Source organism: Variovorax sp. DAIF25 (genome assembly GCF_050711835.1).
Taxonomy (GTDB): domain Bacteria; phylum Pseudomonadota; class Gammaproteobacteria; order Burkholderiales; family Burkholderiaceae_C; genus Variovorax.
Genome location: NZ_CP136636.1, coordinates 5,335,542 through 5,360,257 on the forward strand (window position 1 = coordinate 5,335,542; position 24,716 = coordinate 5,360,257).

Annotated in this window: 30 protein-coding genes; 11 read left to right on the forward strand and 19 right to left on the reverse strand. The window is 70.1% G+C overall.

Annotation, left to right across the window (positions count from 1 at the left end):
* The first annotated feature begins 31 nt into the window (after window positions 1-31).
* Window positions 32-769: an aldolase gene (locus tag R0232_RS24610; RefSeq protein ID WP_296797521.1), complete on the forward strand. Its 738-nt coding sequence runs from the start codon at window positions 32-34 to the stop codon at window positions 767-769.
* A gap of 281 nt (window positions 770-1,050) precedes the next feature.
* Complete coding sequence (locus tag R0232_RS24615; RefSeq protein WP_203202122.1) at window positions 1,051-1,365, forward strand: hypothetical protein; 315 nt, start codon at window positions 1,051-1,053, stop codon at window positions 1,363-1,365.
* 63 nt (window positions 1,366-1,428) lie between these two features.
* Here R0232_RS24615 and R0232_RS24620 read toward each other — a convergent pair whose 3' ends face one another.
* The 4 genes from R0232_RS24620 to R0232_RS24635 form a co-directional block, all read right to left on the reverse strand.
* A complete protein-coding gene (locus R0232_RS24620; protein ID WP_431509728.1) occupies window positions 1,429-2,136 on the reverse strand; it encodes an SDR family oxidoreductase in 708 nt (235 codons plus the stop codon).
* A gap of 34 nt (window positions 2,137-2,170) precedes the next feature.
* Window positions 2,171-3,586, reverse strand: coding sequence for an MATE family efflux transporter (locus tag R0232_RS24625; RefSeq protein WP_208513011.1), 1,416 nt, complete (start codon window positions 3,584-3,586; stop codon window positions 2,171-2,173).
* 28 nt (window positions 3,587-3,614) lie between these two features.
* Entirely contained in the window at window positions 3,615-4,949 is a 1,335-nt protein-coding gene (locus R0232_RS24630; protein WP_431509729.1) for an MFS transporter, read from the reverse strand.
* Window positions 4,950-5,060: 111 nt separating this feature from the next.
* Window positions 5,061-5,516: a MarR family winged helix-turn-helix transcriptional regulator gene (locus R0232_RS24635; protein ID WP_431509730.1), complete on the reverse strand. Its 456-nt coding sequence runs from the start codon at window positions 5,514-5,516 to the stop codon at window positions 5,061-5,063.
* Between the two features lie 56 nt (window positions 5,517-5,572).
* Here R0232_RS24635 and R0232_RS24640 point away from each other — a divergent pair, with 56 nt between their 5' ends.
* Window positions 5,573-6,121, forward strand: coding sequence for a PaaI family thioesterase (locus R0232_RS24640; RefSeq protein WP_431509731.1), 549 nt, complete (start codon window positions 5,573-5,575; stop codon window positions 6,119-6,121).
* A 27-nt stretch (window positions 6,122-6,148) separates the two neighbouring features.
* Here the strand turns inward: R0232_RS24640 and argC are convergent, their stop codons facing one another.
* The gene (gene argC / locus R0232_RS24645) at window positions 6,149-7,078 is read right to left on the reverse strand and encodes an N-acetyl-gamma-glutamyl-phosphate reductase (RefSeq protein ID WP_431509732.1); all 930 of its coding nucleotides are present in this window, start codon (window positions 7,076-7,078) and stop codon (window positions 6,149-6,151) included.
* Window positions 7,079-7,160: 82 nt separating this feature from the next.
* On the opposite strand from argC, the gene R0232_RS24650 reads away from it, so the two are divergent.
* From R0232_RS24650 to R0232_RS24680, 7 genes are all read left to right on the forward strand, one after another.
* On the forward strand, window positions 7,161-8,060 hold the full coding sequence (locus R0232_RS24650) for a LysR family transcriptional regulator (protein WP_431509733.1): 900 nt from the start codon (window positions 7,161-7,163) through the stop codon (window positions 8,058-8,060).
* 124 nt (window positions 8,061-8,184) lie between these two features.
* Window positions 8,185-9,231, forward strand: a complete 1,047-nt coding sequence (locus tag R0232_RS24655) for a Fe(3+) ABC transporter substrate-binding protein (protein ID WP_057595618.1) — start codon at window positions 8,185-8,187, stop codon at window positions 9,229-9,231.
* 37 nt (window positions 9,232-9,268) lie between these two features.
* Complete coding sequence (locus R0232_RS24660) at window positions 9,269-10,981, forward strand: ABC transporter permease (protein WP_431509734.1); 1,713 nt, start codon at window positions 9,269-9,271, stop codon at window positions 10,979-10,981.
* On the forward strand, window positions 10,978-11,661 hold the full coding sequence (locus R0232_RS24665; RefSeq protein WP_431509735.1) for an ABC transporter ATP-binding protein: 684 nt from the start codon (window positions 10,978-10,980) through the stop codon (window positions 11,659-11,661). The genes R0232_RS24660 and R0232_RS24665 overlap by 4 nt, the downstream gene beginning before the upstream one ends.
* 90 nt (window positions 11,662-11,751) lie before the next feature.
* On the forward strand, window positions 11,752-12,447 hold the full coding sequence (locus R0232_RS24670) for a glutathione S-transferase family protein (protein ID WP_431509736.1): 696 nt from the start codon (window positions 11,752-11,754) through the stop codon (window positions 12,445-12,447).
* 62 nt (window positions 12,448-12,509) lie between these two features.
* Entirely contained in the window at window positions 12,510-12,956 is a 447-nt protein-coding gene (gene gloA, locus R0232_RS24675) for a lactoylglutathione lyase (RefSeq protein ID WP_431509737.1), read from the forward strand.
* 62 nt (window positions 12,957-13,018) lie between these two features.
* Window positions 13,019-13,342, forward strand: a complete 324-nt coding sequence (locus R0232_RS24680) for a hypothetical protein (RefSeq protein ID WP_431509738.1) — start codon at window positions 13,019-13,021, stop codon at window positions 13,340-13,342.
* A gap of 4 nt (window positions 13,343-13,346) precedes the next feature.
* Here R0232_RS24680 and R0232_RS24685 read toward each other — a convergent pair whose 3' ends face one another.
* Genes R0232_RS24685 through R0232_RS24705 form a run of 5 tightly spaced genes read right to left on the reverse strand, consistent with a single transcriptional unit; the run spans window position 13,347 to window position 15,892 of the window.
* Window positions 13,347-13,868, reverse strand: a complete 522-nt coding sequence (locus tag R0232_RS24685; protein ID WP_431509739.1) for a DUF2514 family protein — start codon at window positions 13,866-13,868, stop codon at window positions 13,347-13,349.
* A gap of 5 nt (window positions 13,869-13,873) precedes the next feature.
* A complete protein-coding gene (locus R0232_RS24690; protein ID WP_431509740.1) occupies window positions 13,874-14,116 on the reverse strand; it encodes a hypothetical protein in 243 nt (80 codons plus the stop codon).
* On the reverse strand, window positions 14,113-14,625 hold the full coding sequence (locus R0232_RS24695; protein WP_431509741.1) for a lysozyme: 513 nt from the start codon (window positions 14,623-14,625) through the stop codon (window positions 14,113-14,115). Before R0232_RS24695 ends, R0232_RS24690 begins: the two co-directional genes overlap by 4 nt.
* The gene (locus R0232_RS24700) at window positions 14,622-14,912 is read right to left on the reverse strand and encodes a hypothetical protein (RefSeq protein ID WP_431509742.1); all 291 of its coding nucleotides are present in this window, start codon (window positions 14,910-14,912) and stop codon (window positions 14,622-14,624) included. Before R0232_RS24700 ends, R0232_RS24695 begins: the two co-directional genes overlap by 4 nt.
* Complete coding sequence (locus R0232_RS24705) at window positions 14,909-15,892, reverse strand: tail fiber domain-containing protein (protein ID WP_431509743.1); 984 nt, start codon at window positions 15,890-15,892, stop codon at window positions 14,909-14,911. Before R0232_RS24705 ends, R0232_RS24700 begins: the two co-directional genes overlap by 4 nt.
* A gap of 80 nt (window positions 15,893-15,972) precedes the next feature.
* Between R0232_RS24705 and R0232_RS24710 the strand changes: the two genes are divergently transcribed.
* Window positions 15,973-16,116, forward strand: coding sequence for a hypothetical protein (locus tag R0232_RS24710; RefSeq protein WP_431509744.1), 144 nt, complete (start codon window positions 15,973-15,975; stop codon window positions 16,114-16,116).
* Here the strand turns inward: R0232_RS24710 and R0232_RS24715 are convergent.
* The 9 genes from R0232_RS24715 to R0232_RS24755 are packed head-to-tail and all read right to left on the reverse strand — an operon-like array spanning window position 16,067 to window position 24,707.
* Window positions 16,067-18,697, reverse strand: a complete 2,631-nt coding sequence (locus R0232_RS24715) for a hypothetical protein (RefSeq protein WP_431509745.1) — start codon at window positions 18,695-18,697, stop codon at window positions 16,067-16,069. The two genes, R0232_RS24710 and R0232_RS24715, sit on opposite strands and share 50 nt — an antisense overlap.
* Window positions 18,697-20,232, reverse strand: a complete 1,536-nt coding sequence (locus R0232_RS24720; protein ID WP_431509746.1) for a hypothetical protein — start codon at window positions 20,230-20,232, stop codon at window positions 18,697-18,699. The genes R0232_RS24715 and R0232_RS24720 overlap by 1 nt, the downstream gene beginning before the upstream one ends.
* Before the next feature lie 10 nt (window positions 20,233-20,242).
* On the reverse strand, window positions 20,243-20,782 hold the full coding sequence (locus tag R0232_RS24725) for a hypothetical protein (RefSeq protein ID WP_431509747.1): 540 nt from the start codon (window positions 20,780-20,782) through the stop codon (window positions 20,243-20,245).
* 1 nt (window position 20,783) lies between these two features.
* A complete protein-coding gene (locus R0232_RS24730; protein WP_431509748.1) occupies window positions 20,784-21,323 on the reverse strand; it encodes an aspartyl/asparaginyl beta-hydroxylase domain-containing protein in 540 nt (179 codons plus the stop codon).
* Window positions 21,320-21,694, reverse strand: a complete 375-nt coding sequence (locus R0232_RS24735; protein WP_431509749.1) for a cupin domain-containing protein — start codon at window positions 21,692-21,694, stop codon at window positions 21,320-21,322. The genes R0232_RS24730 and R0232_RS24735 overlap by 4 nt, the downstream gene beginning before the upstream one ends.
* A gap of 9 nt (window positions 21,695-21,703) precedes the next feature.
* Window positions 21,704-22,432, reverse strand: a complete 729-nt coding sequence (locus tag R0232_RS24740; protein ID WP_431509750.1) for a hypothetical protein — start codon at window positions 22,430-22,432, stop codon at window positions 21,704-21,706.
* Between the two features lie 15 nt (window positions 22,433-22,447).
* Window positions 22,448-22,642: a hypothetical protein gene (locus R0232_RS24745; RefSeq protein WP_431509751.1), complete on the reverse strand. Its 195-nt coding sequence runs from the start codon at window positions 22,640-22,642 to the stop codon at window positions 22,448-22,450.
* On the reverse strand, window positions 22,639-24,087 hold the full coding sequence (locus R0232_RS24750; RefSeq protein ID WP_431509752.1) for a hypothetical protein: 1,449 nt from the start codon (window positions 24,085-24,087) through the stop codon (window positions 22,639-22,641). The genes R0232_RS24745 and R0232_RS24750 overlap by 4 nt, the downstream gene beginning before the upstream one ends.
* Complete coding sequence (locus R0232_RS24755) at window positions 24,084-24,707, reverse strand: phage adaptor protein (RefSeq protein WP_431509753.1); 624 nt, start codon at window positions 24,705-24,707, stop codon at window positions 24,084-24,086. Before R0232_RS24755 ends, R0232_RS24750 begins: the two co-directional genes overlap by 4 nt.
* Between the last annotated feature and the right edge of the window lie 9 nt (window positions 24,708-24,716).

The following is a 24,716-nucleotide window of genomic DNA, read 5'->3' on the forward strand; positions in this document are numbered from 1 at the left end:
ATTTCCCCACGCAGAACACCAGAGGATCACGATGTCCGCCGATGCCGACTACGCCAGCCCCGAAGTGCGCCAACTGCGCGAAGACCTCGCGCTCGCGCTGCGCGCCGCCGCCCACCACGGGCTGTCGGAAGGCGTGTGCAACCACTTCAGCGTGATGCTGCCGGGCCGGCAGGACCGCTACCTGATCAACCCGCGCGGCCTGCACTGGAGCGAGATCGGCGCCGACGACATCGTGCTGATCGACGTGCACGGCGAGGTGCTCGCGGGCCGCCATCGCGTGGAGCCCACCGCTCTCTTCATCCACGGCGCGGTGCATCGCATCGCGGGCCATGCGGTGGTGCTGCACTGCCACATGCCCTATGCCACCGCGCTCACCATCACGGTCGACCGCGCGCTCGATCCGACCGCGAGCCAGAACGCGATGCGCTACATCGACCGCATCGCCGTCGACCGCGAATACAACGGCCTGGCGCTCGACGATGCCGAGGGCGAGCGCATCGCGCGCGCGATGGCCGGCAAGGACGTGGCCTTCCTCGCGAACCACGGCGTGATCGTGGCGGGCGCGACCATCGCCCATGCCTACGACGATCTCTACTACCTCGAGCGCGCCTGCCTGCACCAGGTGATCGCGCAGTCGACGGGCCGCCCGCTGGCACCCGTGAACCGAGAACTGGCCGCGCGCGTGGCGGCGCAGATCCAGGGCGAGCGCGAGCAGTCCGACCTGTTCTTCGAGGCGCTGCGGCGCATGCTGCCCGCGCCGCGCGGCTGAGCCTTTTCGCGCCCGCGTTCCTGTCGCCGTGCGGCGACAGCGGCCGCCTCTTTGTGTCGAGGCGTTTCCCGTGCTTTCAATTGCCTTGCGGCGCTGGCCGCGGCGCGTTACGTCTTGCGCCGGACGCGGCATTCGCGCGGGCAGAATCCGCCCGGTCGCCGTGAGCGAAGTCCTACGCCCCGGCGTTACAGCGCTTCATCGGATTTCGCCCGCGCCTTACACAGCGTTGACATGAACGCGGGAGGATGACACCCATCAACAACCACTCCCCTGGAGTTGCCATGAAAAAGCTCACCTACGCATTCGGCGCCGCGGCCCTTCTCTCGCTGGCGGCGATCAGCGCTCCGGCCCAGGCGCAGAGCGGCCCCTTCATCCAGGCCCAGGTCTACGTGACCCCGGCGCCGCCGCATCGCCACTACGACCGCCGCTACTACGCGCCCCCGCCGCCGCCCCACTACCACCCGGGCTACCACCGCGGCGACCGCTACTACCGCCATGACCGCTACGAAGGCCGCCGCTACGGGCGCCACGACAACGACCGCGACGGCGTGCCGAACCGCTACGACCGCCGGCCGAACAATCCGTACCGCTACTGACGCGGTCGTCTCCAGAAATGAAAAAGCCGGGCCTCGTGCCCGGCTTTTTCATGGCCGCCGCGTTCAGGCCGCGGGCACCTGTGCGTAGGGCGGCGTGTCGCTGGCGAAGCCCTGCTTGAGCCCGCGCGAGATCGCATCGGCCAGCACCTCGGGCAGGCCCTGCTCCACGCCCTCGTAGGCCAGCCGCGCCACCTCGTCGGGCGAGGTCTTCGGCGCATCGACGTGCGCCGCCATGTCGGTGTCCATGTAGCCCACGTGCACGCTGACCACCTGCGTGCCCTGGCCCGCGAGTTCGTTGCGCAGGCCGTTGCTCAGCGACCAGGCGGCCGACTTGGTGGCGCTGTAGGTCGCCACGCTCGGGAAGGTGGTCCAGGCCAGCGCCGACAGCACGTTGACGATGGCACCGCCGCCATTGGCCGCCAGCACCGGCGCGAAGGCGCGCGACAGTGCCCAGGGGCCGAAGAAGTTGGTCTCGAGCTCGGCGCGCGCGGCCGCCACCGAGTCGGGCCCGAGCAGGTTCGAGCCGCGCGAGATGCCGGCGTTGTTGACCAGCACCGAGACGTCGCCGCAGGCGCGCACCGCGGCCTCGATCTGCGCCGGCTGGGTCACGTCGAGCGCCACCGGCACCACGCCGGCCAGGGTGATGGTCTGGGGGTCGCGCGCGGCGCCGTAGACCTTGCGCGCGCCGGCCGCGAGCGCGGCCTTGGCGAAGGCGAGCCCCAGGCCGCGGTTGGCGCCGGTGATGAAGACGACCGAATCCTTGATGTTCATGGGAGCCCTTTCGAAGTTGGACGAGAAAAACGCTTCAGGCCTGCGCCATGCGCCGCAGCAGCCCGCTGGTGGTGCGCGGCCAGCCGACGCGGCCGAACCAGGCGCCGCCCGCGATCGCCGAGCCGATGACCAGGCCGTAGACCACGAGCGCGATGCCCTGGGCCGCGAACACGCCCGTGAGCCCCGCGCCCCAGCGCAGCGCCAGCCAGCCGCCGATGCCCGCCACGGCCAGCCGCGCGAGGTTGCCGATCACCGGCCACAGCAAGCGGCCCGCGCCCTGCGAGGCGAAGTACAGCACCAAACCGACGCCGAAGAAACCGTAGAGCGGGCCCACCACGCGCAGGTAGTGGATGCCGGTGTCGAGCATCGCGGTGTCGTGGCCGAACAGCATCAGCCACGGCCGTGGGAACAGCGCTGCCAGCAGGCCGATGGTCTCGGCCAGCGTGAAGGCCAGCGCGGCGCCGATCCAGGTGGCACGCAGCGCGCGCTCGCGCTGGCCCGCGCCCATGCAGGTGCCGACCATCGCGACCAGCGGCGCGCCCAGGCCGAACACCAGCGGCACCAGCAGGTACTCGAGCCGCGAGGCCGTGCCGTAGCCGGCCAGGGCCTCGGGGCCGAAGTGGCCGGTGAGCGCGGTCGCGATGCCGATCGAGAGGTTGGTGGCCACGGTCGACACCGTGCCCACGAGGCCCACGCGCAGGATGTCGCGGAAGAAGGGCCAGCGCAGCTTGAGCGCCGCCAGCGCGGGCTTGAGCAGGCTGCGCGGCGAGCGCAGGTAGACGATCAGCGCGATCGAGCCCAGCAGGTAATACAGCAGCAGCGCCATCGCGCCACCCGCGATGCCCATGCCCGGCAGCGGGCCCCAGCCGAAGATCAGCAGCGGCGAGGCGGGAATCAGGAACACCACGCCCACCACCGTGACGTTGGCCGGCACCGCCATGTTGCCGGTGCCGCGCAGGATGGCCGACAGCGAGTTGAACAGCCACACCAGCACCGCGCCCGAGAACACCCAGTTGGAATAGGTCAGGGCCGCCTCGAGCGCCGGGCCGCTGCCGCCCATGATCCCGTAGAGCCAGCGGCCGCCGAACAGCAGCGCGAGCGAGAACAGCACGCCGAAGCCCAGCGCGATGACGATCGCATGCCACACCAGCGAGTCGGCATCGGCGCGGCGGCGCGCGCCGAGCGCGCGCGCGATGGCCGAGGAGATGCCGCCGCCCATGGCGCCGCTCGAGGTCATCTGCATCAGCATCACGATCGGGAACACCAGCGCCATGCCGGCCAGCGCGTCGGTGCCGAGCTTGCCGACGAAGTAGGTCTCGATCAGGCCGACCGAGGCCTGCGCCACCATCACGAGGACGTTGGGCGCGGCCAGCTTCAGCAGCGTGGGAACGATGGGCGCCTCGAGCAGGCGGCGGGTGCGCGGATCGAGATCGGCGGCGGAAGCGGTCATGGCCGGGGGCTCCGTGGCGTGGGAACGATCAGGCGCGGGCCGTGGCGGGCTGGCCCGCGGCGGAAGGCGTCGCGGGTGCGCCGCCGGCCTTGGGCGCCGCCGGACGGCGGATCGCCATCACCATCAGCGCCGCCAGCAGGCAGGCCGCGCCGGCGACGTAGAGCGCCGGGGTGTAGGTCAAGAGCAGCGTGCGCGCGAAGCCCGCGCCGTAGGCCGCGGTGGCGGCGCCGAGCTGATGGGCGGCGAACACCCAGCCGAACACCATGCCGACCTTGGCCGGGCCGAAGGTGGAGCCAGCGAGCTTGACCGTGGGCGGCACGGTCGCGATCCAGTCGAGGCCGTAGAACATCGCGAACAGGCCCAGGCCGTAGATGGTGAATTCGGAATGCGGCAGCCAGAACAGCGAGAGCCCGCGCAGGCCGTAATACCAGAACAGCAGCTTGCGGTTGTCGTAACGGTCGGACAGCCAGCCCGAGAGGATCGTGCCCACGAAGTCGAAGGCGCCCATCATCGCGAGCACCGAGGCCGCGGGCACCGCGCCCATGCCGTTGTCGCCGCACAGCGAGATGAAGTGGGTCTGCACCAGGCCGTTGGTGCTCAGGCCGCAGATGAAGAAGGTGGCGGCGAGGATCAGGAAGGTGCGGTTGGTCGCGACCTCCTTGAGCACGCGGAACGGCGTGGCGAAGGTGATCGCCGCGGCGGGCGCGGCCGGCGCCTGCGGCGCATCGGGGGCTTCACCGAAGGGGCGCAGGCCGACGTCGGACGGCCGGTTGCGCATCAGGCACAGCGCCAACACGCCGATCAGCAGGCTGCCGACCACGATCGGCACGATGGCCGAGCGCCAGCCCCAGTGCTCGATCATCCAGGCCGCGACCGGCAGGAACGCGAGCTGGCCGGTGGCCGAACTCGCCGTGAGCATGCCCACCACCAGCCCGCGGCGCGCCACGAACCAGCGGTTGGCCACCACCGCGCCGAGCACCAGCGCCGTCATGCCGGTGCCCAGGCCCAGCATCAGGCTCCACAGCACGAACAGCTGCCACAGCTGCGAGGCCATCGTCACCAGCGCCATGCCCAGGCCGACCAGCGCAAGGCCGGTGCAGATCACCGCGCGCAGGCCCCAGCGCTCCATCAGCACCGCGGCGAACGGGCCCATCAGGCCGAACAGCGCGAAGCGCAGCGCGAGCGAGGACGAGATCTGCTCGGTGCTCCAGCCGAACTCCTTGCCGAGCGGCTGCAGCATCGCGCCGGGCAGGCCCAGCGCGGCCGACATCGTCAGCATGGTCAGGAAGGTGATGGCGGCGACGATCCATCCGTAGTGGATGCCGCGGCGCTGCAGCCATGCGGAGACTTGGGTGGCGAACATGGGACCTCTGGAGGAATGGGTATGGAGGAACGGGAGAAAAGAGGGGCCTGGACCGCGGGGCCTGCGGGCGAATGGGGAGTGCGAAGAAAAGGAAGCGGGTGCGGCTGCGCGTCAGTCCAGCTCGCAGGCCTGGTCGTCCGCGCCGAGCAGCTCGAGCGATTCGTCGATCAGCAGGTGCAGCGCGAGCACGCGCTCCACGCCCAGCAGCGCATTGAGCTTCTGCTGCGCCGTCTTCCAGTGGGCCAGCGCCTCGCGGCGCTTGGCCTCGCCGGCCTCGGTGAGCTGCACCAGGCGGCTGCGCGCATCGGCGCCCGCGCCCTGCGCGATCCAGCCCGCGGCGATCAGCGGCTGCAGGTTACGGCTCAGGGTCGAGGGCGTCATCTTGAGTTCGCCCGCCAGGTCGACCGGGCGCGAGGGACCGAGCCGCGCCAGATGCGACAGCAGCGAGTACTGCGTGGTCTTGAGTCCGCTGCGCGACACCTCCGCGTCATAGTGCTGCGAGAGGCGGCGCGAGAGCTGGCGCACCTTGAAACTGGTGCAGCCGCGGGGCTTGGTGGGGGCGTCCATGGGCTATTATTGTAGCTGCAACTATTGCATATGCAACCAATTGGAGGAATGACCGCATGACCGAACCCCAGAACCTGCTCGAGACCTGGCTTGCCGAGGAGCGGGACATCATCGCGAAGCTCGAAGCCGGCCCGGGCCCCGGCGTGGCCCGCCCCGAGCAGGTGAGCGGCAAGACCGGCCTCGAGATCATGCAGGCCATGCTGCGCGGCGACATCCCCTATGCCGCCATCGCCAAGACGCTGGACTTCACCGTCATCTCGGTCAGCCCCGGCGTCGCAATCTTCCAGGGCACCCCGCTGCCGCAGCACCTGAACCCGCTGGGCACCATCCACGGCGGCTGGGTCGCCACCCTGCTCGACTCCGCGCTCGGCTGCTCGGTCCACACGATGATGCCGCCCGGTCGCAGCTACACCACGGCCGAACTCGGCGTGAACTACGTGAAGGGCCTCACGCCCAAGGTGCAGCGCGTGCGCGCCGAGGGCAAGGTGATCCACTGCGGGCGGCAGCTCGCGACGGCGGAAGCGCGGCTGGCGGGCGCCGATGGCACGCTGTATGCGCATGCCACGACGACCTGCTTCGTGTTCGAGATCCCCGCGGGGCGCTGAGCTTCGGGGCCCGGGCGCTCACCGGCCCTACAGCGCGGGCGCCAGCGCCCCCGCCATCAACCGCAGGTTCTGCACCGCCGCCCCCGCCGCCCCCTTGCCCAGGTTGTCGAGCACCGCGCTCAACACGACCTGCCCCGTGCGCTCGTTGAAAGCCACCGCCAGGCTCATGTCGTTCGTCCCGTTGTGGATCTGCGGATCCAGCTCGGTCGAAGGCGCATCGGCAGACATCGGCAGCACCCGCACATGCGCCGCATCCAGATAGCGCTCGGCCAGGCATTCATGGATGCGCGCACCCGACACGCCGGCGGGAAGCAGCCGCGCATGCAGCCCGATCGTCAGCACGATCCCCTGCCGGTAGCTGCCGTAGGCCGGCACGAAGAGGGGCCGCTGCGACAGGCCGGCGTAGGCCTCGATCTCCGGCACATGCTTGTGCTCGAGCCCCAACCCATAGACCGTCAATGAATGCGCGCCCGCCCCGGCCTCGTGCGCTTCGGCGCCCGCCCTGCCCTGGCCCGAATAGCCCGAGACGGCGTGGATGACCAGCGGATAGTCGGCGGGCAGCAGACCCGCATCCGTCAGAGGCCGCAGCAGCGCGATCGCGGCCGTGGGATAGCAGCCGGGATTCGTGACCCGCGATGCCGAGGCGATGCGTTCGCCCTGCCCCGCAGCCAGCTCCGGCAAGCCATAGACCCAGCCGGGGCTGGTGCGATGCGCCGAGCTCGCATCGATGACGCGCACCGAGGAGTTCTCGATCATCGCCACCGCATCGCGCGCCGCGGCATCGGGCAGGCACAGGATCGCGATGTCGGCCTCGTTGAGCGCGGCGCGGCGCGCGGCCGGGTCCTTGCGCAGATGGGTGGGCAGGGTGCGGATGCGGAATTCCCCGCCGCGCAGCCGGTTCTGCAGATCGAGGCCGGTGGTGCCCTGATCGCCGTCGATGAAGAGGTTGAGGTCCATGGAGCGCGATCGTAGGGACGAGGCCGCGATGGCTCCAGCTAAATATATGGAACCCCAGATTCAAAAAAGATAAATTAGCGCGATGCGGGAACTGAGCCTCGACCATCTGCGCACCCTGGTCGCCATCGCCGACCTCGGGTCGCTGGCCAATGCGGCGCGCGCGCTGCACCTGGCGGCCCCCACCGTCACGGTGCAGATCGCGGAACTGGAGTCGCGCCTCGGCGGCCAGCTGCTGGTTCGCGGGCGCGGGCCCGCGCAACCGACGGCCCTGGGCGAGCGCTTCATCGCGCGCGCCCGCCGGCTGCTGGCCGATGCCGACGATGCCGTGGAGGACGTACGGCGCCAGCTCGCGGGGCAGACGGGCCGCGTGCGCGTGGGTGCCTCGACGGGCGCGATCGCGCACCTGCTGCCGCCCGCGCTCGAACGGCTGGCGCGCGACCATCCGGGCATCGAGGTCAACGTGCAGGTGCTGACCTCCAACGACAGCATGGCGCGGCTCGCCGCGGGCAGCCTCGACCTCGCGGTGGTGGCACTGCCGCAGCCGCCGGCGCGCGGCGTGCATGTCACGCCGCTGCGGCGCGAGGCCGTGCTCGCCTTCCTGCCGGCGGCCTGGAAGGCGCCGAAGCGCCTCACGCCGCAGTGGCTGGCCGAGCGGCCGCTGATCATGAACGACGCCTCCACGCGGCTCTACCGGCAGACGGCCGAATGGTTCTCGGCGGCCGGCGTGCATTGCCGGCCGCGCATCGAGCTCAACTACAACGACGCGATCCGCACGCTGGTGGCCGCGGGCTATGGCGCGGCCCTGCTGCCCGAGGAAGCGGACGGGCGCACGCCCGATCCGCGCATCGCGATCCGGCCGCTGAGCCCGGCGCTGTGGCGGCAGCTGGGCCTCGCGGTCGGCGACCGCGACGTCGGCGGCCCGACGCGCTTCGTGCTCGAGGTCCTGCAGGCGTCGAAGGCTCGCGGCGGCCCGGGCGAGTAGGCCTGCGGCTTGTAAGTCCAAACGACGCGCGCCTCCCATCCCTGTTGATAATCGTTCGCATCGGCGCCGCAGGCCGGCCGCCGCATTGCCCCGAGAACACATCACCGACCTGGAGGATCCCGTCATGACCCAACGCATCGGCGCGCGCGCAGCACACGCCCTGATCGGCGCCACCGGCGCCTGGCTCGCCCTCGCCGCCCTGCCCGCGCATGCGGCGGAAGAGCTCACGCTCTACACCACGCGCGAGCCGGCGCTGATCCAGCCGCTGATCGCGGCCTTCAGCGCGCAGAGCAACATCAAGGTCAACACGGTGTTCGTGAAGGACGGCCTGCTCGAGCGCGTGAAGGCCGAGGGCGCGCGCTCGCCGGCCGACGTGCTGATGACGGTGGACATCGGCAACCTGGTCGACCTGGTCGACGGCGGCGTCACGCAGCCCGTGAAGTCGGCCGCGCTCGAATCGGCGATCCCCGCCAACCTGCGCGGCGCCGACGGCCAGTGGTTCGCGCTCTCGATGCGCGCGCGCGTGCTCTACGCCGACAAGGCGCAGCCGCTCACCAATTTCCGCTACGAGGACCTGGCCAATCCCAAGTGGAAGGGCAAGGTCTGCATCCGCGCCGGCCAGCATCCCTACAACACCGCGCTGGTGGCCTCGCTGATCGCGCACGACGGCGAAGCCAAGGCCGAGCAGTGGCTGCGCGGTGTGAAGGCCAACCTGGCGCGCAAGGCCACCGGCGGCGACCGCGACGTGGCGCGCGACATCCTCGGCGGCATCTGCGACGTGGGCTTGGCCAACTCCTACTACGTGGGCCAGATGAAGAGCGCCAAGGAAGGCACCGACGCGCGCAAGTGGGGCGATGCCATCAAGGTGGTGCGCCCGACCTTCGCCAAGAGCGGCGGCACGCACGTCAACATCAGCGGCGCGGCGGTGGCGAAGAACGCGCCGCAGCGCGCCAACGCGGTCAAGCTGCTCGAGTTCCTGGTGTCCGAGCCGGCCCAGTCGCTGTATGCCGACGCCAACTACGAATACCCGGTGCGCAAGGGCGTCGCGCTCGACCCGATCATCGGCCAGACCATCGGCGAGCTGAAGGTCGATCCGCTGCCGCTGACCGAGATCGCGAAGTACCGCAAGCAGGCCAGCGCGCTGGTCGACAAGGTCGGCTTCGACCAGTGAGGGGCACCGCCGGGTGCCCTGAGTCCAGGACATCCGCATGCTGATGAGGGCCTCGCGCGGCCCCCGCACGCTGCAGGCGGTGGGCCCGCTGTGGCGCGGGGCCGCGTTCCTCGTGGCGGCCGGCGTGCTCGCGCCGGTGCTCGCCCTGCTGTGGCTCGCGCTCGGGCCTGGCGCCCAGGGCTTTGAGCACTGGCAATCGCTGTTCGCGCACGTGCTGCCGCAGGCCACGCTCAACACGGCCATGCTGCTGGGCGGCGTCGGCCTGCTGGTGCTGATCGTGGGCACCGGCTGCGCCTGGCTGGTCACGGCCTGCGACTTCCCGGGCCGACGCGTGCTGCACTGGGCGTTGCTGCTGCCGCTGGCCATGCCGACCTACATCGTCGCCTTCGCCTACCTCGACCTGCTGCATCCCATCGGCCCGGTGCAGGGCGCGATCCGCTGGCTGCTGGGCTACGACAGCCCGCGCCAGTTCCGCCTGCCCGACCTGCGCTCGATGGGCGGCGCGGTCTTCGTGCTCGGCTTCGTGCTCTATCCCTACGTCTACATGACGGCGCGCGCGATGTTCATGAGCCAGCCCGCGCACCTGATGGAGGCCGCGCGCATGCTCGGCGAGAACCGGCGCGGCGCCTTCTTCCGCGTCGCGCTGCCGCTGGCGCGCCCGGCGCTGGCCGTGGGCCTGAGCCTGGCGCTGCTCGAGACGCTCAACGACATCGGGGCGTCCGAATTCCTCGGCGTGCAGACGCTCACCGTGGCCGTCTACACGACCTGGATCACGCGCTCCGACCTCGCGGGAGCGGCGCAGATCGCCTGCGCCATGCTCGCCATGGTGATCGCGCTGGTCTGGCTCGAACGCAACGGCCGGCGCCACCAGCGCTACGGCTCGGCGCAGCGCATGCGCGCGCTGCAGCCGCGGCCGCTGCGCGGCGCCACGGCCTGGGCCGCCACGGCGGCGGCCTCGCTGCCGGTGCTGATCGGCTTCGTCGCGCCGGCGCTCTACCTGGTCTGGGAAAGCGCCAAGCGGCTGCGCCAGGGCGGCGGCATCTCGCACGGGCTGCTCGCGAGCCTGGGCAACACCATCGCGCTGGCGGCCGGCGTCACCGTGGCTGCGGTGGCGGCCGGGTTGCTGGTGGCCTGGGCCGCGCGCAACCCGGGCGGCCAGGGCGGCAGCGCGCGGCGCGGCCGCTGGCCCGCGCGCGTGGCCACGCCGGGCTATGCGGTGCCGGGCACGGTGCTGGCCATCGGCCTGCTCACGCCGGCGCTGGCCTTCGATGCCGCGCTCGCCACCGCGTTCGGCTGGCAGGGCCTGCCGCTGATGGGCGCGGGCGTGGTGCTGGTGGCGGCCTGCACCATCCGCTTCCTCGCGATGCCGGTCGGCAGCATCGAGGCCGGGCTCGCGCGCATTCCGCCGGCCATCGAGCAGGCCGCGCGCCTGCTCGGCGAGACCGCCCTCGGCGCGCTGCGGCGCGTGCACCTGCCGCTGCTGCAGCCCTCGATCGCCGCCGGCGCGCTGCTGGTCTTCGTCGACGCGATGAAGGAGCTGCCCGCCACCCTGCTGCTGCGGCCCGCCAACTTCGACACCCTCGCGACCTGGCTCTATGCCGAGGCCGCGCGCGGCACCTACGAGGAAGGCGCGATCGCGGCGCTGCTGATCGTGGCGGCCGGGCTGCTGCCCGTGATGCTGCTGGCGCGCAGCCAGCTCGCGGCCGCGCACGCCGCCGATCCCCTGCCCGTATCCTCCGCCACGCCATGAGCGCCAACCTGCACATCGACGCCCTCCGCCTCGCCTACGACACGCCGCGCGGCCCGCACGTCGTGGTCGACGGCTTCTCGCTCGCGCTCGCGGCCGGCGAGATCGCCTGCCTGTTCGGCCCCTCGGGCTGCGGCAAGACCACGGTGCTGCGCGCCATCGCGGGCTTCGAGCCGCTGCGCGCGGGCGAGATCCGGCTCGGCGAGCGCACGCTGTCCTCGACGCATCAGCATCTGCCGCCCGAGGCGCGGCGCGTGGGCATGATGTTCCAGGAGTACGCGCTGTTCCCGCACCTCGACGCGGCGCGCAACATCGCCTTCGGGCTGCGCCGTTTGCCGCGCGCCCGGCAGCAGGCACGCGTGGCCGAGATGCTGGCGCTGGTCGGGCTGGCCGAGGCCGGCGAGCGCTATCCGCACGAGCTCTCGGGCGGCCAGCAGCAGCGCATCGCGCTGGCCCGCGCGCTGGCGCCCGCGCCGGCGCTGCTGCTGCTCGACGAGCCCTTCTCCAACCTCGACGGCGCCACGCGCGAACGGCTCACGGTGGAGGTGCGCGCGATCCTGCGCCAGGCCGGCCAGACCGCGATCCTCGTGACCCACAACGAGGCCGAGGCGCAGGCCATGGCCGACCGCATCGGCGTGATGCATGGGGGGCGCATCACGCGCTGGATGGACACGTCGGCCTAGCACAAGACGCGCTTTTGCCGAATGGGCTTTTCGGGAAAAGGTTGTTCGCCCCCGGAAGAATCCGGCCCCACCGATTCATCCGGAGCGCCCATGTCCCAGCCCCTCACCCTCGTCAGCCACCTGCTGTGCCCCTACGTGCAACGCGCCGCGATCGCGCTGCACGAAAAGGGCGTGCCCTTCGAGCGCGTCGTGATCGACCTCTCGGCCAAGCCCGACTGGTTCCTCGCGATCTCGCCGCTGGGCAAGGTGCCGCTGCTGCGCGTGCAACGGCCCGGCGGCGGCGAGACCGTGCTGTTCGAGAGCAACGTGATCTGCGAATACCTCGAGGAGACCCAGCCCGGCGTGCGGCTGCATCCCGAGGACCCGCTCGCGCGCGCCGAGCACCGCGCCTGGATGGAGTTCGGCTCGGCGATCCTGGCCGACCTCTGGGGCTACGAGACCACGAAGGACGCCGAGGTGTTCGCGCAGAAGCGCCAGGCCCTGACCGACAAGTTCGCGCGCGTCGAAGCGGCGCTCGGCGACGGCCCCTTCTTCGCGGGCGAGCGCTTCAGCCTGGTCGACGCGGTGTTCGCGCCGGTGTTCCGCTACTTCGAGGTGTTCGACCGCCTCGTCGACTCGAAGCTCTTCGACGCCCTGCCGCGCGTCGATGCCTGGCGCACGGCGCTGGCCGCGCGGCCCAGCGTGCGCGCGGCGGTGGTGCCCGAGTACCCCGAGCACCTGATGGACTTCCTGCGCAAGCACGAGTCGCTGCTGCTCACGCGCGCCGAGGAAGTCCGAGCGGCTTGATCGGGGCGCCGGGAGACCGACAATAGCGGGCTCCCCACGACAACACCCACGGACTCCACGCGATGAGACTCCTCCACACCATGCTGCGCGTCGGCAACCTGCAGCGCTCGATCGACTTCTACACGAAGGTGCTCGGCATGAACCTGCTGCGCACCTCCGAGAACCCCGAGTACAAGTACAGCCTGGCCTTCGTCGGCTACGACGAGGGCAACCCCGGCCAGGCCGAGATCGAGCTGACCTACAACTGGGGCACCGAGAGCTACGAGCTCGGCACCGCCTACGGCCACATCGCTCTCGGCGTGCCCGATGCCTACGCGGCCTGCGAGAAGATCAAGGCCGCGGGCGGCAACGTCACGCGCGAGGCCGGCCCCGTGAAGGGCGGCACCACGGTGATCGCGTTCGTGACGGATCCCGATGGCTACAAGATCGAATTAATAGAAAAGAAATCAACGACTTACGCAGACGGCCGCCAATCGGAAGCCAATTCCGACGCTTTGAGAGCGGCATAGTAATTTTCTCAGGTTGCGTCGCACTGTATGCTCATACAGTGTTCTACGCAGTTGTCACCCCCTTGCTCGCCGAAGACGGCGAGCGCATCCCGCCGAACCAGCGCTTGCAACCGATGCGCGGCATGGTCGTGTTCGGCGAGATGAACCGCATGCACGAGTCCGAGCCCTACGCCGCGGTCGCCGACCTCTGGGAGGCCTACGGCACAGCCAGGATGCGCAGCATGCTCCACATGTCTTCGCCGACCATCCTCCCGAACGGGAAGGCGCCGGGCATGCTCATCTCGGGCATCCAGCGCGAGTGCTGGCACGACGAGGGGAGGCTGCGGATCAAAGAGCACCGCCAGGTCTGGCAGGTCATCCCAACGCAGCGCGACGGCTCCGAGTAGCCCCCTATTCCGCCGTCAGCGCGTCGGCGGCCCGCTCGCAGGTGGCACCGGCCGCGCCCCTTTCGTCAGCGATTCGCGCCAGCTCTCCCGCTCGAGCGTCAGCCCGTCCGAACAGGTCGGCAAGCAGATCGAGGGGGTCGGCGGCTGTCGGGCTTCCTTGGGCAGCGCTGGGCGCCTGGCCGGCTCGGATGGCGGCACGGTAGGCGGCGACTTCGTCACGCAGCCGGCGCTCAGCAGCGCCAGCACGACCAGCGGCATCACGCGCCGCAGCGACTTGGGCTTGTCCATCTCGGGTCACTCCATCGACGCGGTCGCGCCAGGTCTGTTCTTGAGCTCGGGCCGCGCGCTCGGCCAGCCGGCCAGCCTCGGCCACGGAGGCGCGGTAGTCGGCGAGGTCGCGCCGCGCGGTGGCTGCATCAGCCCGTGCGCCGGCCGCGCGCGTGCGCTCGATGCCGGCGGTAGCCAGGGCGGCCACGAGCCCCAGGCCCAGCACCCACAGCAGGGGTGTTTTCAGGTCGGGCAGCATGGCGATCAATCGATGTTGCGGCGGGCGAACTCGTACTTCACTGCCTCGAGGGCGCCGAGAACGGAATACGGACGCACGCCGACGGTCGAGCTCCACCCATCGATGACTTCGCCGCCCCGCGCCTGCGCGACGACGCAGGCGAACACAATCTCCCCCGCCTTCGCTTGCGACAGCATCCGCTCGAGCATCTCCACCAAGTGCTGGCTCGGTGCGGGCGGCGGCAGCAGATCGACCACGGCGGCGCTCACGGGGCGCTCTCCTGCGCCAGCGTGAGGCACCAGTTCGCCTCGTACTGGCGCCGGTTCTGTAGACCGCGCACGAACACCCCGCCGGCGTAGCTCCACACCGGACGGCCGTCGGGACCGGTCGCCAGCGCGCGGCAGCCGGCCTCGCGCTGGCCGGCGCGCAGCAACTGCGCCGCGCGCGACCCGCACGCGCCGGCCTTTCCGACGTTGATCGCGAACAGCGTCATCGCGTCGAAGCTGTTCTGATCGAGCCTGTCAGCCGGGATGCAGGCGAGGATCGCGCGCCCGTACTCGGTGGCGGTCTGCGCGTCGACCTCGTCGCACTGCGCCCGTGTCAGGCGTTCGCCCACGGGCCGCGGCGGGAAGGTGCGGCCGCTGCAGTAGGTCGGCAGGCCGCCGGCCAGTTTGTCGGCGTAGACCGTGAGCTCTTGGCTCTCCCACTGGTGCATGCCGGCCAGCAGCGCAGCCCCGCCCAGCACCAGCGGCGTGGCGATTTTGGCGAGGCGACTCATTTCAGCGTCGTCCCTGCCTTGAAGGCCGTCCACAGGCTGATGATCGCGGCAATGGCGCCGGCGATGTAGCCCAGCGGCTTGGCCGCGCGGCCGATCCAGTTGAAGACTTTGAACGCGCCCTTCAGGTTGCCGAAGGCCTCGACCATGTCCGAGGTGTTGCTCTCCACGCGCGCAGTCGCCTCGGTATTGACGCGCAGAGCATCTTCCATTCGCGCCATACGCTCGTCGCCAGAGTTGAGACGATCGTGAATCGCCTGCAGGTCAGCGGGTTGGGTGTTCTGGCTCATGCGTTCTCCAGGGAGTGGATGCGGTCGCGCAGGTCGCTGATCAGCGCCTGCTGTTGCTGGATGGCGTGCAGCGCCGCGTACAGCAGCGCCTGCTGGTCGGGGGCCTTCCACGTGCCCGCATCGCTCACCCAGGCTGGATCGAGCAGCTCAAGTTCCTGCGCGATCACGCCGAGTCGGTGCAAGCGGCCGTCGTCGATCGGGGCCTGCGTCGCGTCGGTGCGAAAGCGGAACTGCCGGAAGTCGATCTGCGAAATCTTGTAGAGCGAGTCCTCGCGCGTCGGCTCGATCTCCTTCTTCAAGCGCTCGTCCGAGGGTGTGACGCCCCATGCCACGAAGCCGAAGCCGTTGATGTTCGCGCGCAGGGCACTGCTGCCGACGTTGCCGAGCTGGGTTACCGAGTCGATTCGCTGCACCGCGTAGTTCGAGACGTCGCCCGAGGTCTGGTAGCCCGGCCCGTTCGCGAACTGGTTGAGGTTGGTAGGCCGGTCGGGGATGGCATTCCAGACGGTGTATGCAGGTCGCCCCACCCCATCCACGACGATGACGCCGCGGCTGTTCGGACCGTCCCACTGCAACTTGAAGTCGTTGATGCTGGCCCGCTTGACGTACTCCGCCGGGACCGCGCCCCCGAGTTGATTGGCATTCGTCGCCGTCGTCGCCGTGTCGGCCGCCGTCGCGGTGTCGGCCTTGCCCGAGATGTCGATCGGCCACTTGTTCGCGAAGCTGTTGCCGTCGTTCGTCACGATCAACTTCGACAGCGACGTGCTGTAGCCGATCACCAGAGAGTCGGCCGTGTTCTGGCCGACCTTCACCGGGCCGCCGATGCCGACCTTGAAGCCGACGCCGTCGCGCAGCTGGGCGATGAAACTCAGCGCATAGCGCAGGCCATCGTCGAGGATGGCCGGCGGGTCGGTCGCGCCGTCGGGCCCGTTGAGCGCCGCGTTCTGAGACAGCGACGCCAGGGTGGTATTGATTGCCATGAAAGGGACTCCAAGAACGAGAAAACCCGCCGAAGCGGGTTTGCAGGGGGGTTGCAGGGGGTGCGGCCTAGAATGCGGCCATGGAAAGCACCAGCGTGTTCGGCGAGTACCTGATCTGGAAGGCCATCGGCCTCGCCGTGATCGTTGCCGTTGGCGGCTTCGTCTACGGGCTGGTCACCGGCCGGACACTAGGACAGGGGCGGCGCGATAAAGATAAGGACTGAGCGCGTCGGCCGCGGGCAGTAGCGGCGTGGCGCGTACCCGGGTCCGCTCGAGCTGCGCGATCGCCTCGGCCAGCGCGTCTGGATCCGACAGCAGGCCGCCGATCCGCCCAGCCTTGCCGCGCTTCGCGGACTCCTTCAGCGCATCCAGGATCGGGCCCGTGAAGCGGCCCACCACCGGCGTGCGGCTGGCCAGCACGTTCACCGCCCGGCTATCAAGCAACCCGAGCCCCAGCGCGTTCTGCACGTTCTGCGAGGTGTTCGAGCCGGTGGCCCGGCCGAGCCCCAGCGCGTCGGCCGCGCGCTGCACGTCCTGGCCCACGCCGGCCAGCCGCGCCTGCTCGCCCTCATTGAACAGGCCGCGGATCGCGCCGGCGTGCGAGTCCAGCCACTTGTTGTATTGCGCCGCGCTCAGGGTGCCGCCGGCGGTGACCTTGCGCGAGGCGTCGGTGGTCGCGTAGCTCTTCAGCGAGTCGAGCACGTCGTCGCCCAGGCCCATGCGGCGAAGCGCCTCGATGTCCTCGGCCTGCGAGCCACGCGGCGAGAAGAACTTCGGCGCGAGCTCGCCGCCCTCCACCGAATAATTGCCGTCGCCGCCCTTGCGGAACATGCCGGCCTGCGGCCCGCGCGCGAAGCGGTTCTGCTTCTCGGCGTGCATGTCGATCGCCTTGCGCCACTGCGCCACGATGTCGGGCGGGAAGAACTCGCCGGCCTGGCCCTGCCCGCGTGCCACTGCGTCGACCCGCGCGTCGATGTCGGCCTTCATGCGGTCCAGCGCGGCCGCTTCCTTGTTCGCACCCTTCGCGCGGGCCTGCTCGGCGGCCTCGCCTACCGAGCTGCGCAGGTTCTGCACGGTCTGGAAAGGCACGGCCTTCGGAATGACCTCCGCGCCAGGCGCATCGCCCATCGACGCCTCGAGCCCCGCCTGAAAGGTGTTGCCGCGATCGGCGCCCATCGCGAATCGCTTGTTGCCCGAGGCATGCTCGCGCAGCACGTTGAACAGCGTCGATGCGTCCGCGTCGGGCAAGAAGCCTTGCGCGTGCATGGCCTCGGCCAGCGTGTCGGGCGACTGGCCATTGCCGCGGCGAAAGATGCCGCCGACGCCGTTCCCGGCCTTGCGCAGGTCGCGGATCTCGCCCCCGAGCTCCTGCGCGCCGCGCGAGTCCACGCGCAGGCCGCCCAGCGACTTGATGGCGTCCACGATGGTCTGCCCCTGGCGGTTGACGCCGGGCATGCGCGCGGCGGTCACGGCCGGCAGTTCCTCGGTGCCCACGCGCCGGGCCGTGTCGACGGCGGCCTGCGCCTTGCTGCCGGTGCCGAACGTGCCATCGCCCAAGAATTTCGCCTGCGCGGCCTCCATTTCCGCGATCGGGAGGAAGAAGCGCGTGTCGTCCATGGGGTCGACCGCGTTGAACGCTTGGTTCACCTGCTTCGTGGCCTCGGCCCGCGCGGCCTGCGCGCGCGGCGCGATGGTGTTGCCGAAGTTGGTCCGCGCCGCCGGCAGGTCGCCGGCCACCGGCGCGATGCTGTCCAGCACGCCCAGCCGAGCCTCGTTCTGCGCCTGGTCGCGCGCCAGCAGCGCAGGCCCGCCGCCCGGGGCATTGCGCACCGAACGCTCGAGCTGCGAGATCTCGGGGTTCATGAGGACCTGCGAGACCGTCGGCGGCTCGGGCACGATGCGCGGGCCCTGCTGCGTCAACGCGGCGCGCACCATCGGCAGGTCCGCCGTCGAGTAACCGCCGGCGTCCAGCACCGCGCCAGCATCCCGTGCCACTTGAGGCGTGAGCATCCGCCGCACACCGACTCCCAGCGCGCTAGTCCCGAGCCCCAGAGCCTGCAGCCCCGGAGGCAGCACGGCCCCCACGAGCGCGCCGAGCCCGGCATCGCCAGGGTTCACGAGGCCCGCCGAGGCGCCACCGGTGCCCGCGCCGCCAAGCGCGCGCATCGCGACGTTCCCGGCCCGGCCCGCGAGCGAGGTCGGCGCAAGCCCCGTGCGGAACCCGCCGGTGGCCAGCGCGTCGGCCAGCGGGCCCAGCGCCGGCGCCGCGGCGCGCAGCGGAGCCGAGATGGCGCCGCCCACCGGGTACGTGCCGATGACGTTGCCGGCCAGGCGGCCGCCGGTGAACCACGGGCTCGCGTTCTCGCGGTTGAAGTCCTCGAGCGCGCTCGCGCGGGCCGCGTTGTCGCGCTCGGCCTGCGACATGGGCGCCTGCCCCGTCACCAGGTTGGTGATGCCGGCGCGCGGGCGCTTCACGCGGTCGGGCAGGAGACCGAGCCGATCGTCGACACCCGCGAAGGTGTCCGCGCCAGCCTTCGTGCCGGAGTTGATGAGCGTGTTCCCGATGTCGGCGAGCCCCGACAGCAGGCCCTTGCCGATGCCGCGCGCGTCGACCTCCACACCCAGGGCTGCGAGCGCCGGGCCCACCAGCGGCACCGCGGCCGTCTCGGCCAGGCGCGGCAGCGACTTGCGCTTGACCGGCTGCACGTCGAGCCCAGCCTCGGCGAACAGGTCGCGCGGGCCGGTGGCCGCCGGCGCCGGTGCGTCTCGCGGGGCGATGCCCGCCTCTTCGAATAGGTCTCGCATCAGTTCATCCCCAGTCGCTTTTTCACCTGGTCGACGGTCATTCCGTACCGCAAGGCCGTGTTGCGCAGATCCGCGTCCGAGGGCGGCGCCTTCAGCCGCGCGACCGGCGGCTGCTCGGCCGGCGCGGCGCTGGTGCGCTCGGCGGCCATGCCCCGCTTGGTGCCCGCAATGTCTTCCATCATCTGCGTGATGCTGTCGAGCGCGGCACGGCGCCGCTCGAGCGGCAGCGTGTCGTTCGCCACGTCGGCCGCCATCACCTGGTAGTTCGCAACGTCGAAATTCGACTGTGGGCCTTCCATGCGCGGCACGTTCGACACGAGCCAGCCGCCAAGGGCTTTTAGGCGCTGCGCGGCCACCGAGCCCGGCGTCGCGTAGCCGCCCAAAGCGGCCACCCGGTCGACGGCCGAGCCGATCCCGCTATCAGTCGGGCCTTCGCCGAACACCGCCCGCGCCCGCTTTGCTACGTCGAGGAACTTGCGTGCCGTCTTCACGTCGGCTTGCGCCGCCGTGTCGCGCACGACGTCGGCCTCGGCGGTCTTCACTGCTCGAGCTCGGTCTGCGTCCTGCTGCTCTTTCTCCCGCGGCGAGAACTCCAGACCGCCACCCGGCGTCTCGCGCGTGCTGCCGGGCGAGCGCATTTGCTGCTCGAACGCGGCCAGCGCGTTCGCGCGCTCCTGCGGGTCGCGGATGCCTGCGATAGCTGCAGAAACGGCTGCAGGGTTGCCGATGAAGTTGCCCGTCACGCCGGCCTGCGCCTGCGGCAAGTCTCCGAACGGCGATGGAGGAGCGCCGCCGATCTCCTGCAGTTGCGATTGGCCGCCCATCCGGCCGCCAGGGAGGATCGTGGGCCGCCCCGGGGTGTAGGAGGCTTGGGAGCGATTGCCGACGTCCTGGAAAGCGCGGTAGGTGTCGATCGCTCCCTCGGGCGCGCCCATCACCACGGATCCGTCAGGCTTGCGCCGCCACATCGTCGCGCGGCCGTCATTGCTCACCGAGATGCCATCTTGAACTCCGCCCGTGAACCCCGGCGCCTTGGTGTTGACCAGATTGCCGTTCACGTTGACCCAGTTCGGCTCGGTCAGCTTGTAGATGTCCGTGAGATCCGGCAGTCCTGCGATTTTCGCCATCGCGAGATCGGTCGGCGAAAGCGGGAAGGCGCCGGCCCCGCCGCTTCCCGAGGTCGCGGTCGCACCTCCGGCGCCGCTGCCACTGCTCCGTGCGGCCGCGCCTCCCATACCAACACCGCCTGTTCCGCCGCCGTTAATGCGGTCGGCGAAGGACTGCAGAAGGCTGCCTTTGCGCTGCAGTGCCTCTACCTGCGCCGAGCGGTACAGATTCTGGTTGTCGTTCTCGCCGATCTGCGACTGGACCAGCTTGCGGCGCAGGTCGTTGTCGCGCTGCGCGCCCACGCTCTGCACGGCGCCTGCGATGCGCTGGCCGATGCTGGTCGGCTGCATGCTCGGGCCGGCCGCGGCCAGCAGCGCCAGGCCGAGGCGCCCGTCTTCGGAGTCGAGAAGGTCGAAAAGTCCGGGCATGATCGCTCCCTTATTGCTTGGGCTTGAGGTCGCCGTAGGTCAGGCCGAGCGGGAAGAACCGCGTGGTGTCGCGCCGGCCGGCGATCAGGTCTTCGCTCTCGCGCTGGTCCTGCGCATCGATCGCGGCCTGGCGCCCCTGTGCGTCGCGCAGGCTGGTCTGGCCCAGCGCACCGCCGCCGGCGTTGAAGTTCCAGGCCTGCGGTCGCGCGGTCGGGTTGTTGCGGTCGAAGCCCACCGGCTGGCCCTGAATCTGGCCGAGCAGCTCGGGCACCAAATTCCGCAGGTAGTCGTTCAGCGCGAACTTGTTGTCGTAGGCCGCCAACTGCTGCTGGTTGAACGGCATGGCCGTGTACTGGTTCTGCAGCGCGTCCGCCTGCATCGCATTGCGGGCGAGCAGCGGCTGTGCCGCGGCCCACGGGCCCGAGTCGGTCGACGTCGTGCCGCCGCCGGCCTCGGCGCTGATCAGCGCTCCACCGATGCCGCCGACGGCGGCGCCCCACGGCATGCGAAAGCGCTGGGCGCCCGAATGGTGCTTGGAGAAGAGCGGCATATCAGTTCCCTTCCGTGCGGATGCACACGATCATGGTGATTCGGTCGCGCTGGCTGTCGTTCGTGACCCAGTGCGTGTGAGCGTTGTCGAACCAGTAGACGTCGCCCGGGCGCGTCACCAGCTTCTCGCCTTCGAAATGGAACGCCTGCTCGGGCGCGGCCTCGATCTGCACCGCGAACTTTTCATAGTGGCGCGCGTGCCAGCCCGGGTCAGTGTGCGGTTTGCAGATCTGGCCCGGCCGGATGCGCGTGATCAGCACGCCGCCAAGGCGCGTACCGCGCACACCGGCCATGAGCGGAAACACGATGTCGCGCACCGGGAGCACGTCGGCGGGCGGATACCAGATCGAGTCGTGCGATCCGTCCTCGCGCATGGTCGCCGGGTCGGCGAAGCGGGCCCAGATGTCGGAGAGGCCGTGGTGCGGCGACTCGGCGGCCGCGGTGCGCTCGGTCCGCTGGTTCCAGAGCTCGGGATGCGCCTCGAGCGCGGCGCGCAGCGGCTCGACGTTGAGCCCGTGCCAGAGGAGACGAATGCGGCTCATCGCGCCAAGGCCTCCGCTATCGCTTGCATGTCCGAGGCCCGACTGTCGGCTGCGATCAGCATGCCGTCCACGGTCTCCGCATCGGTGCTGTCGGTCGCGTGGATGCAGTACCAGACCGCCTCGGTGATCGCGCGCACGCCGTGGTGCTTGCCGGCCTCCACGGTCACGCACGCCGGGCCCACAAGGGTACGACGCTCGCCGTCGACCTCGAGCACCACCGTGCCGCTGGCCAGGATCGAAAGATGGTCGTGCGCATGCTTGTGCTGCACCAGCACGAGCCCGGCCGGGATGATGGTTTCCTTCGCATAGACGCCGCCGCCGAAGTGGTGCTGCAGCTGCAGGTCTGCGAGTGCAATGCTGTTTTCGTTCATGGTCGTGGATCAGCCGTAGGAGACGTTCGGCGAGTAGCCGTTTTGCTGAAAGGTGTTGCCGTAGCCGTTGGAGGCCGCGCTGTTGTTGATGCCCTGCCAGGTGTTGCCCCCGCCGAACAGGCCGCCGAGCGTGCGTCCGAGCTGCGCGCCGCCGAGGGCGCCGGTGATCGGGCTGCTGGTGCCGGTCTGCGTGGTCTGCTGGGTCTGCCCGCCGCGGCCGATGGTGCTGCCCAGATTGCCGAACTGGGTCAGGTAGTTGAGCGGCGTGTCGCGGATCGCACCGCCCGCGGCGAGGTCGCTGTCGTTGGCTCCCGAGAGCAGGCCGAGCAAGCCGAGCCCCGTCTGCAGGTTCTGCTGGTTCTGGCCAAACGCATCGTTGTAGGTCGCCCGGTCGAAGCCCAGGTCGAACTGGCGCCCGTTCTCGTCGAAGCCCTTCTGCCACTTGTACATGTCCTGCTGCTGCGTGTAGTCGTTGAAGCGCAGCTTCGAAGACAGGTCACCCAGGTTCGTCTGCAGGCCGCTCGCCGCGCGCGCGTTGGCCGCGTCGATCCCGCTGTTTCCGAACGAGCCGCTGCGCACCATCGCCGCATTGAAAGCCGGCTGCGTGGTGGCGTTGAAGTTGTTCACCAGGTCGCGCGAGGACAGGTCGATGATGTCCTGCAGGTAGGGGTTCGTCTGCCCCGGCTTGGACAGGAAGGGATTGCCTCCCATCCCGAGATTGGAGGTGTCGATTGCCATGTGTACTCCTTCGGATCAGGGGGTTTCGAGTGCGGCGACGCGAGCCTCGAGTGCGGTGTTCGCGGCCTCGAGGTCAGCCGTGCGCTTCATCAGCGCCGTCACGTCGTCGTCGTGGCCGTTGAGCGCTCGCGCGTACTTGCGCAAGATGTCGAGCAGCGAAGCCAGGAAGCTCGGGCCCGCGGTCAGCCGCGGTTCGTTGTTGACCTTCATCGCCAGCCCACCACCGTGTTCTTGCTGTCGAAGGCCGTCTCGCGGTGGTCGCCCGTCAGGTCGACGCGCACACGATGGAAGCGGCCCGACTGGCGCAAGTCGAACTTGCCGTCGTTGATGTCGCTCACTGCGCCCACGGCCAACGCATCGCCCTCGTTCATCTTCACGAGGCCGGTAGCCGTAGCCGTGGCCGGCGCCTTAGTGAACCGGACGCGGAAGCGATCGATCATGGTCACCGCGTCGTCGTCGCCGAGATCGCCGGTCGTGAAGCTCGAGGCGCCCGTCTCGCCGCTCAGGGACACCAGCTGGTTCGCACTGTTGAAAAAGGCCGGCGACTGCCCGCCGCCCATCCAGTACTGCGAATCGAGCGGCACGTTCGGCAGCGCGTCGATCGTGGCGGCGATGGTGTTCAGGCCGTCGATGGTCAGACCGGGCGCGATGTAGGTCAGCGGCGCCTGCACCACCTGGTCGGCCAAGCCCCACTGCTTGCGCTTCGTGTGGTAGACGAGGCACCGGTCGACCACGCCACCCGAGTTGCGCGACGGGAAAGACACGCGCACCAGCGAGTTCTGCTTGTCGTAGGTCGCCTTCGTGAGAAAGCGATAGATCGGGTCCGCATTCGTGCGGAACCACTCCCGCACAGGCTCTCCGATCGACTGCGGCCGCGTCCCGTCGAACAGCCAGAAGTCGCCGTCGCCCACCATGAAGTGCACGCCGCCGATGTCGCACACAGCCTCTTGCCCAACCGCGCCGGCCTCGCCGCCGATAGCCGGCGCCCATGCCCACATTTCCGGTGCCGCGACGAAGGTCCCCACGTAGACGGCGTGTTCCTTGTAGGCGATCACGTAGTCGCCCAGCGGCAGCGCCGCCTTGATGGCGCCTTCGACCGACACCAGGCGCCCAGTCGTCGGGCCACCCTCGGCCGGTGTCCAGTTGGTCTGGTCGCTCTGCGCGCAGCACCACCAGCGGTCGGGAGAGGCCCCGAAGGTGCCGTCATCCGTGTTGAAGGCAATGACGAAGTTGTTCGAGGCGCTGACCACGATCAGAGCCCGTGGCGCGGTCGGCACGTCTACGAAGACGCCAGCATTCGATTGCTGCATGGCGTCGACCAAGTTCGTAGCGATCGTCGTGTCGCCGAACTGGCAGAAGCACCACCGCGACTCCACGCTACCGGTGTAGCCGCCACTCTTGCTGCGATCCGTCCACACCGCGCCGGCGAGCTCGTACAGCGCGGTCTGAGTGCCGGCGAAGATCCGGCGGGTCCCGGCGAGTTGCGTCGCAACGACGGCGCCGCGGCAGGCCGACGCCAACGTCGCCACGCCGACTGCAACGGGAGACGGCGCCCCCTTGAATCCTGCATCGAAGGGGATGAGGTTGGCGCAGTCGGTCAGCACGCCGATGGTGGTCGGATCGACATCCGGCCCGAAACCGAGGATCGGACTCATCCTGCACGCACCCGCAAGGTGCCCCCGCTGTGCGTCGCCTGCGCATCCTCGAGCTTCAGGGCTTCGACGATGCCGGCGTACAGGCCGCCCCAGTAGTTGGCATCGTCCGGCTTCTTGACGAACAGCGATGCCTCGGCCAGCGCGGCGTAGAGATAGAGGTTCGGTTTCGCGGTCAGCAGCCAGTTCGTGGCACTGCTGGCGAGCGGCTCGAGTTGCTTGTAGTAGCTGGCGTCGATCGAGTAGGCGCCATCGGGCGACGGCCCAAAAAAGATCTGCTCGCCTTCGATCGAGTAGCAGGCCGGCACGCCACTGCAGTCGCGAAATCGCCCCGTCAGCTGCCGCATGGGCATGAAGTCGAGGTCATCGCCGTTGAGCGAGATGGTCGCGAACTCGAGCCAGCCCTCGGGCAGCGGTGCGGGGTCTCCCAGAGTCACGGGAAAAGCAGTGCGCACGATCATGCGGCGCAGACGCAGGTCCGTCGCAATGCGCGCCTCCGCGTTGACGATAAAGTCGGGAATGAACGCGGTCAGGTCGCCGCGGTTCATCCACTTCGCGACTTGCGTGAGCAAATCCGAATAGGTGCGACCGCTCGATCCGCCGGTGTCGATGATGATGGCCATACTTGCCCC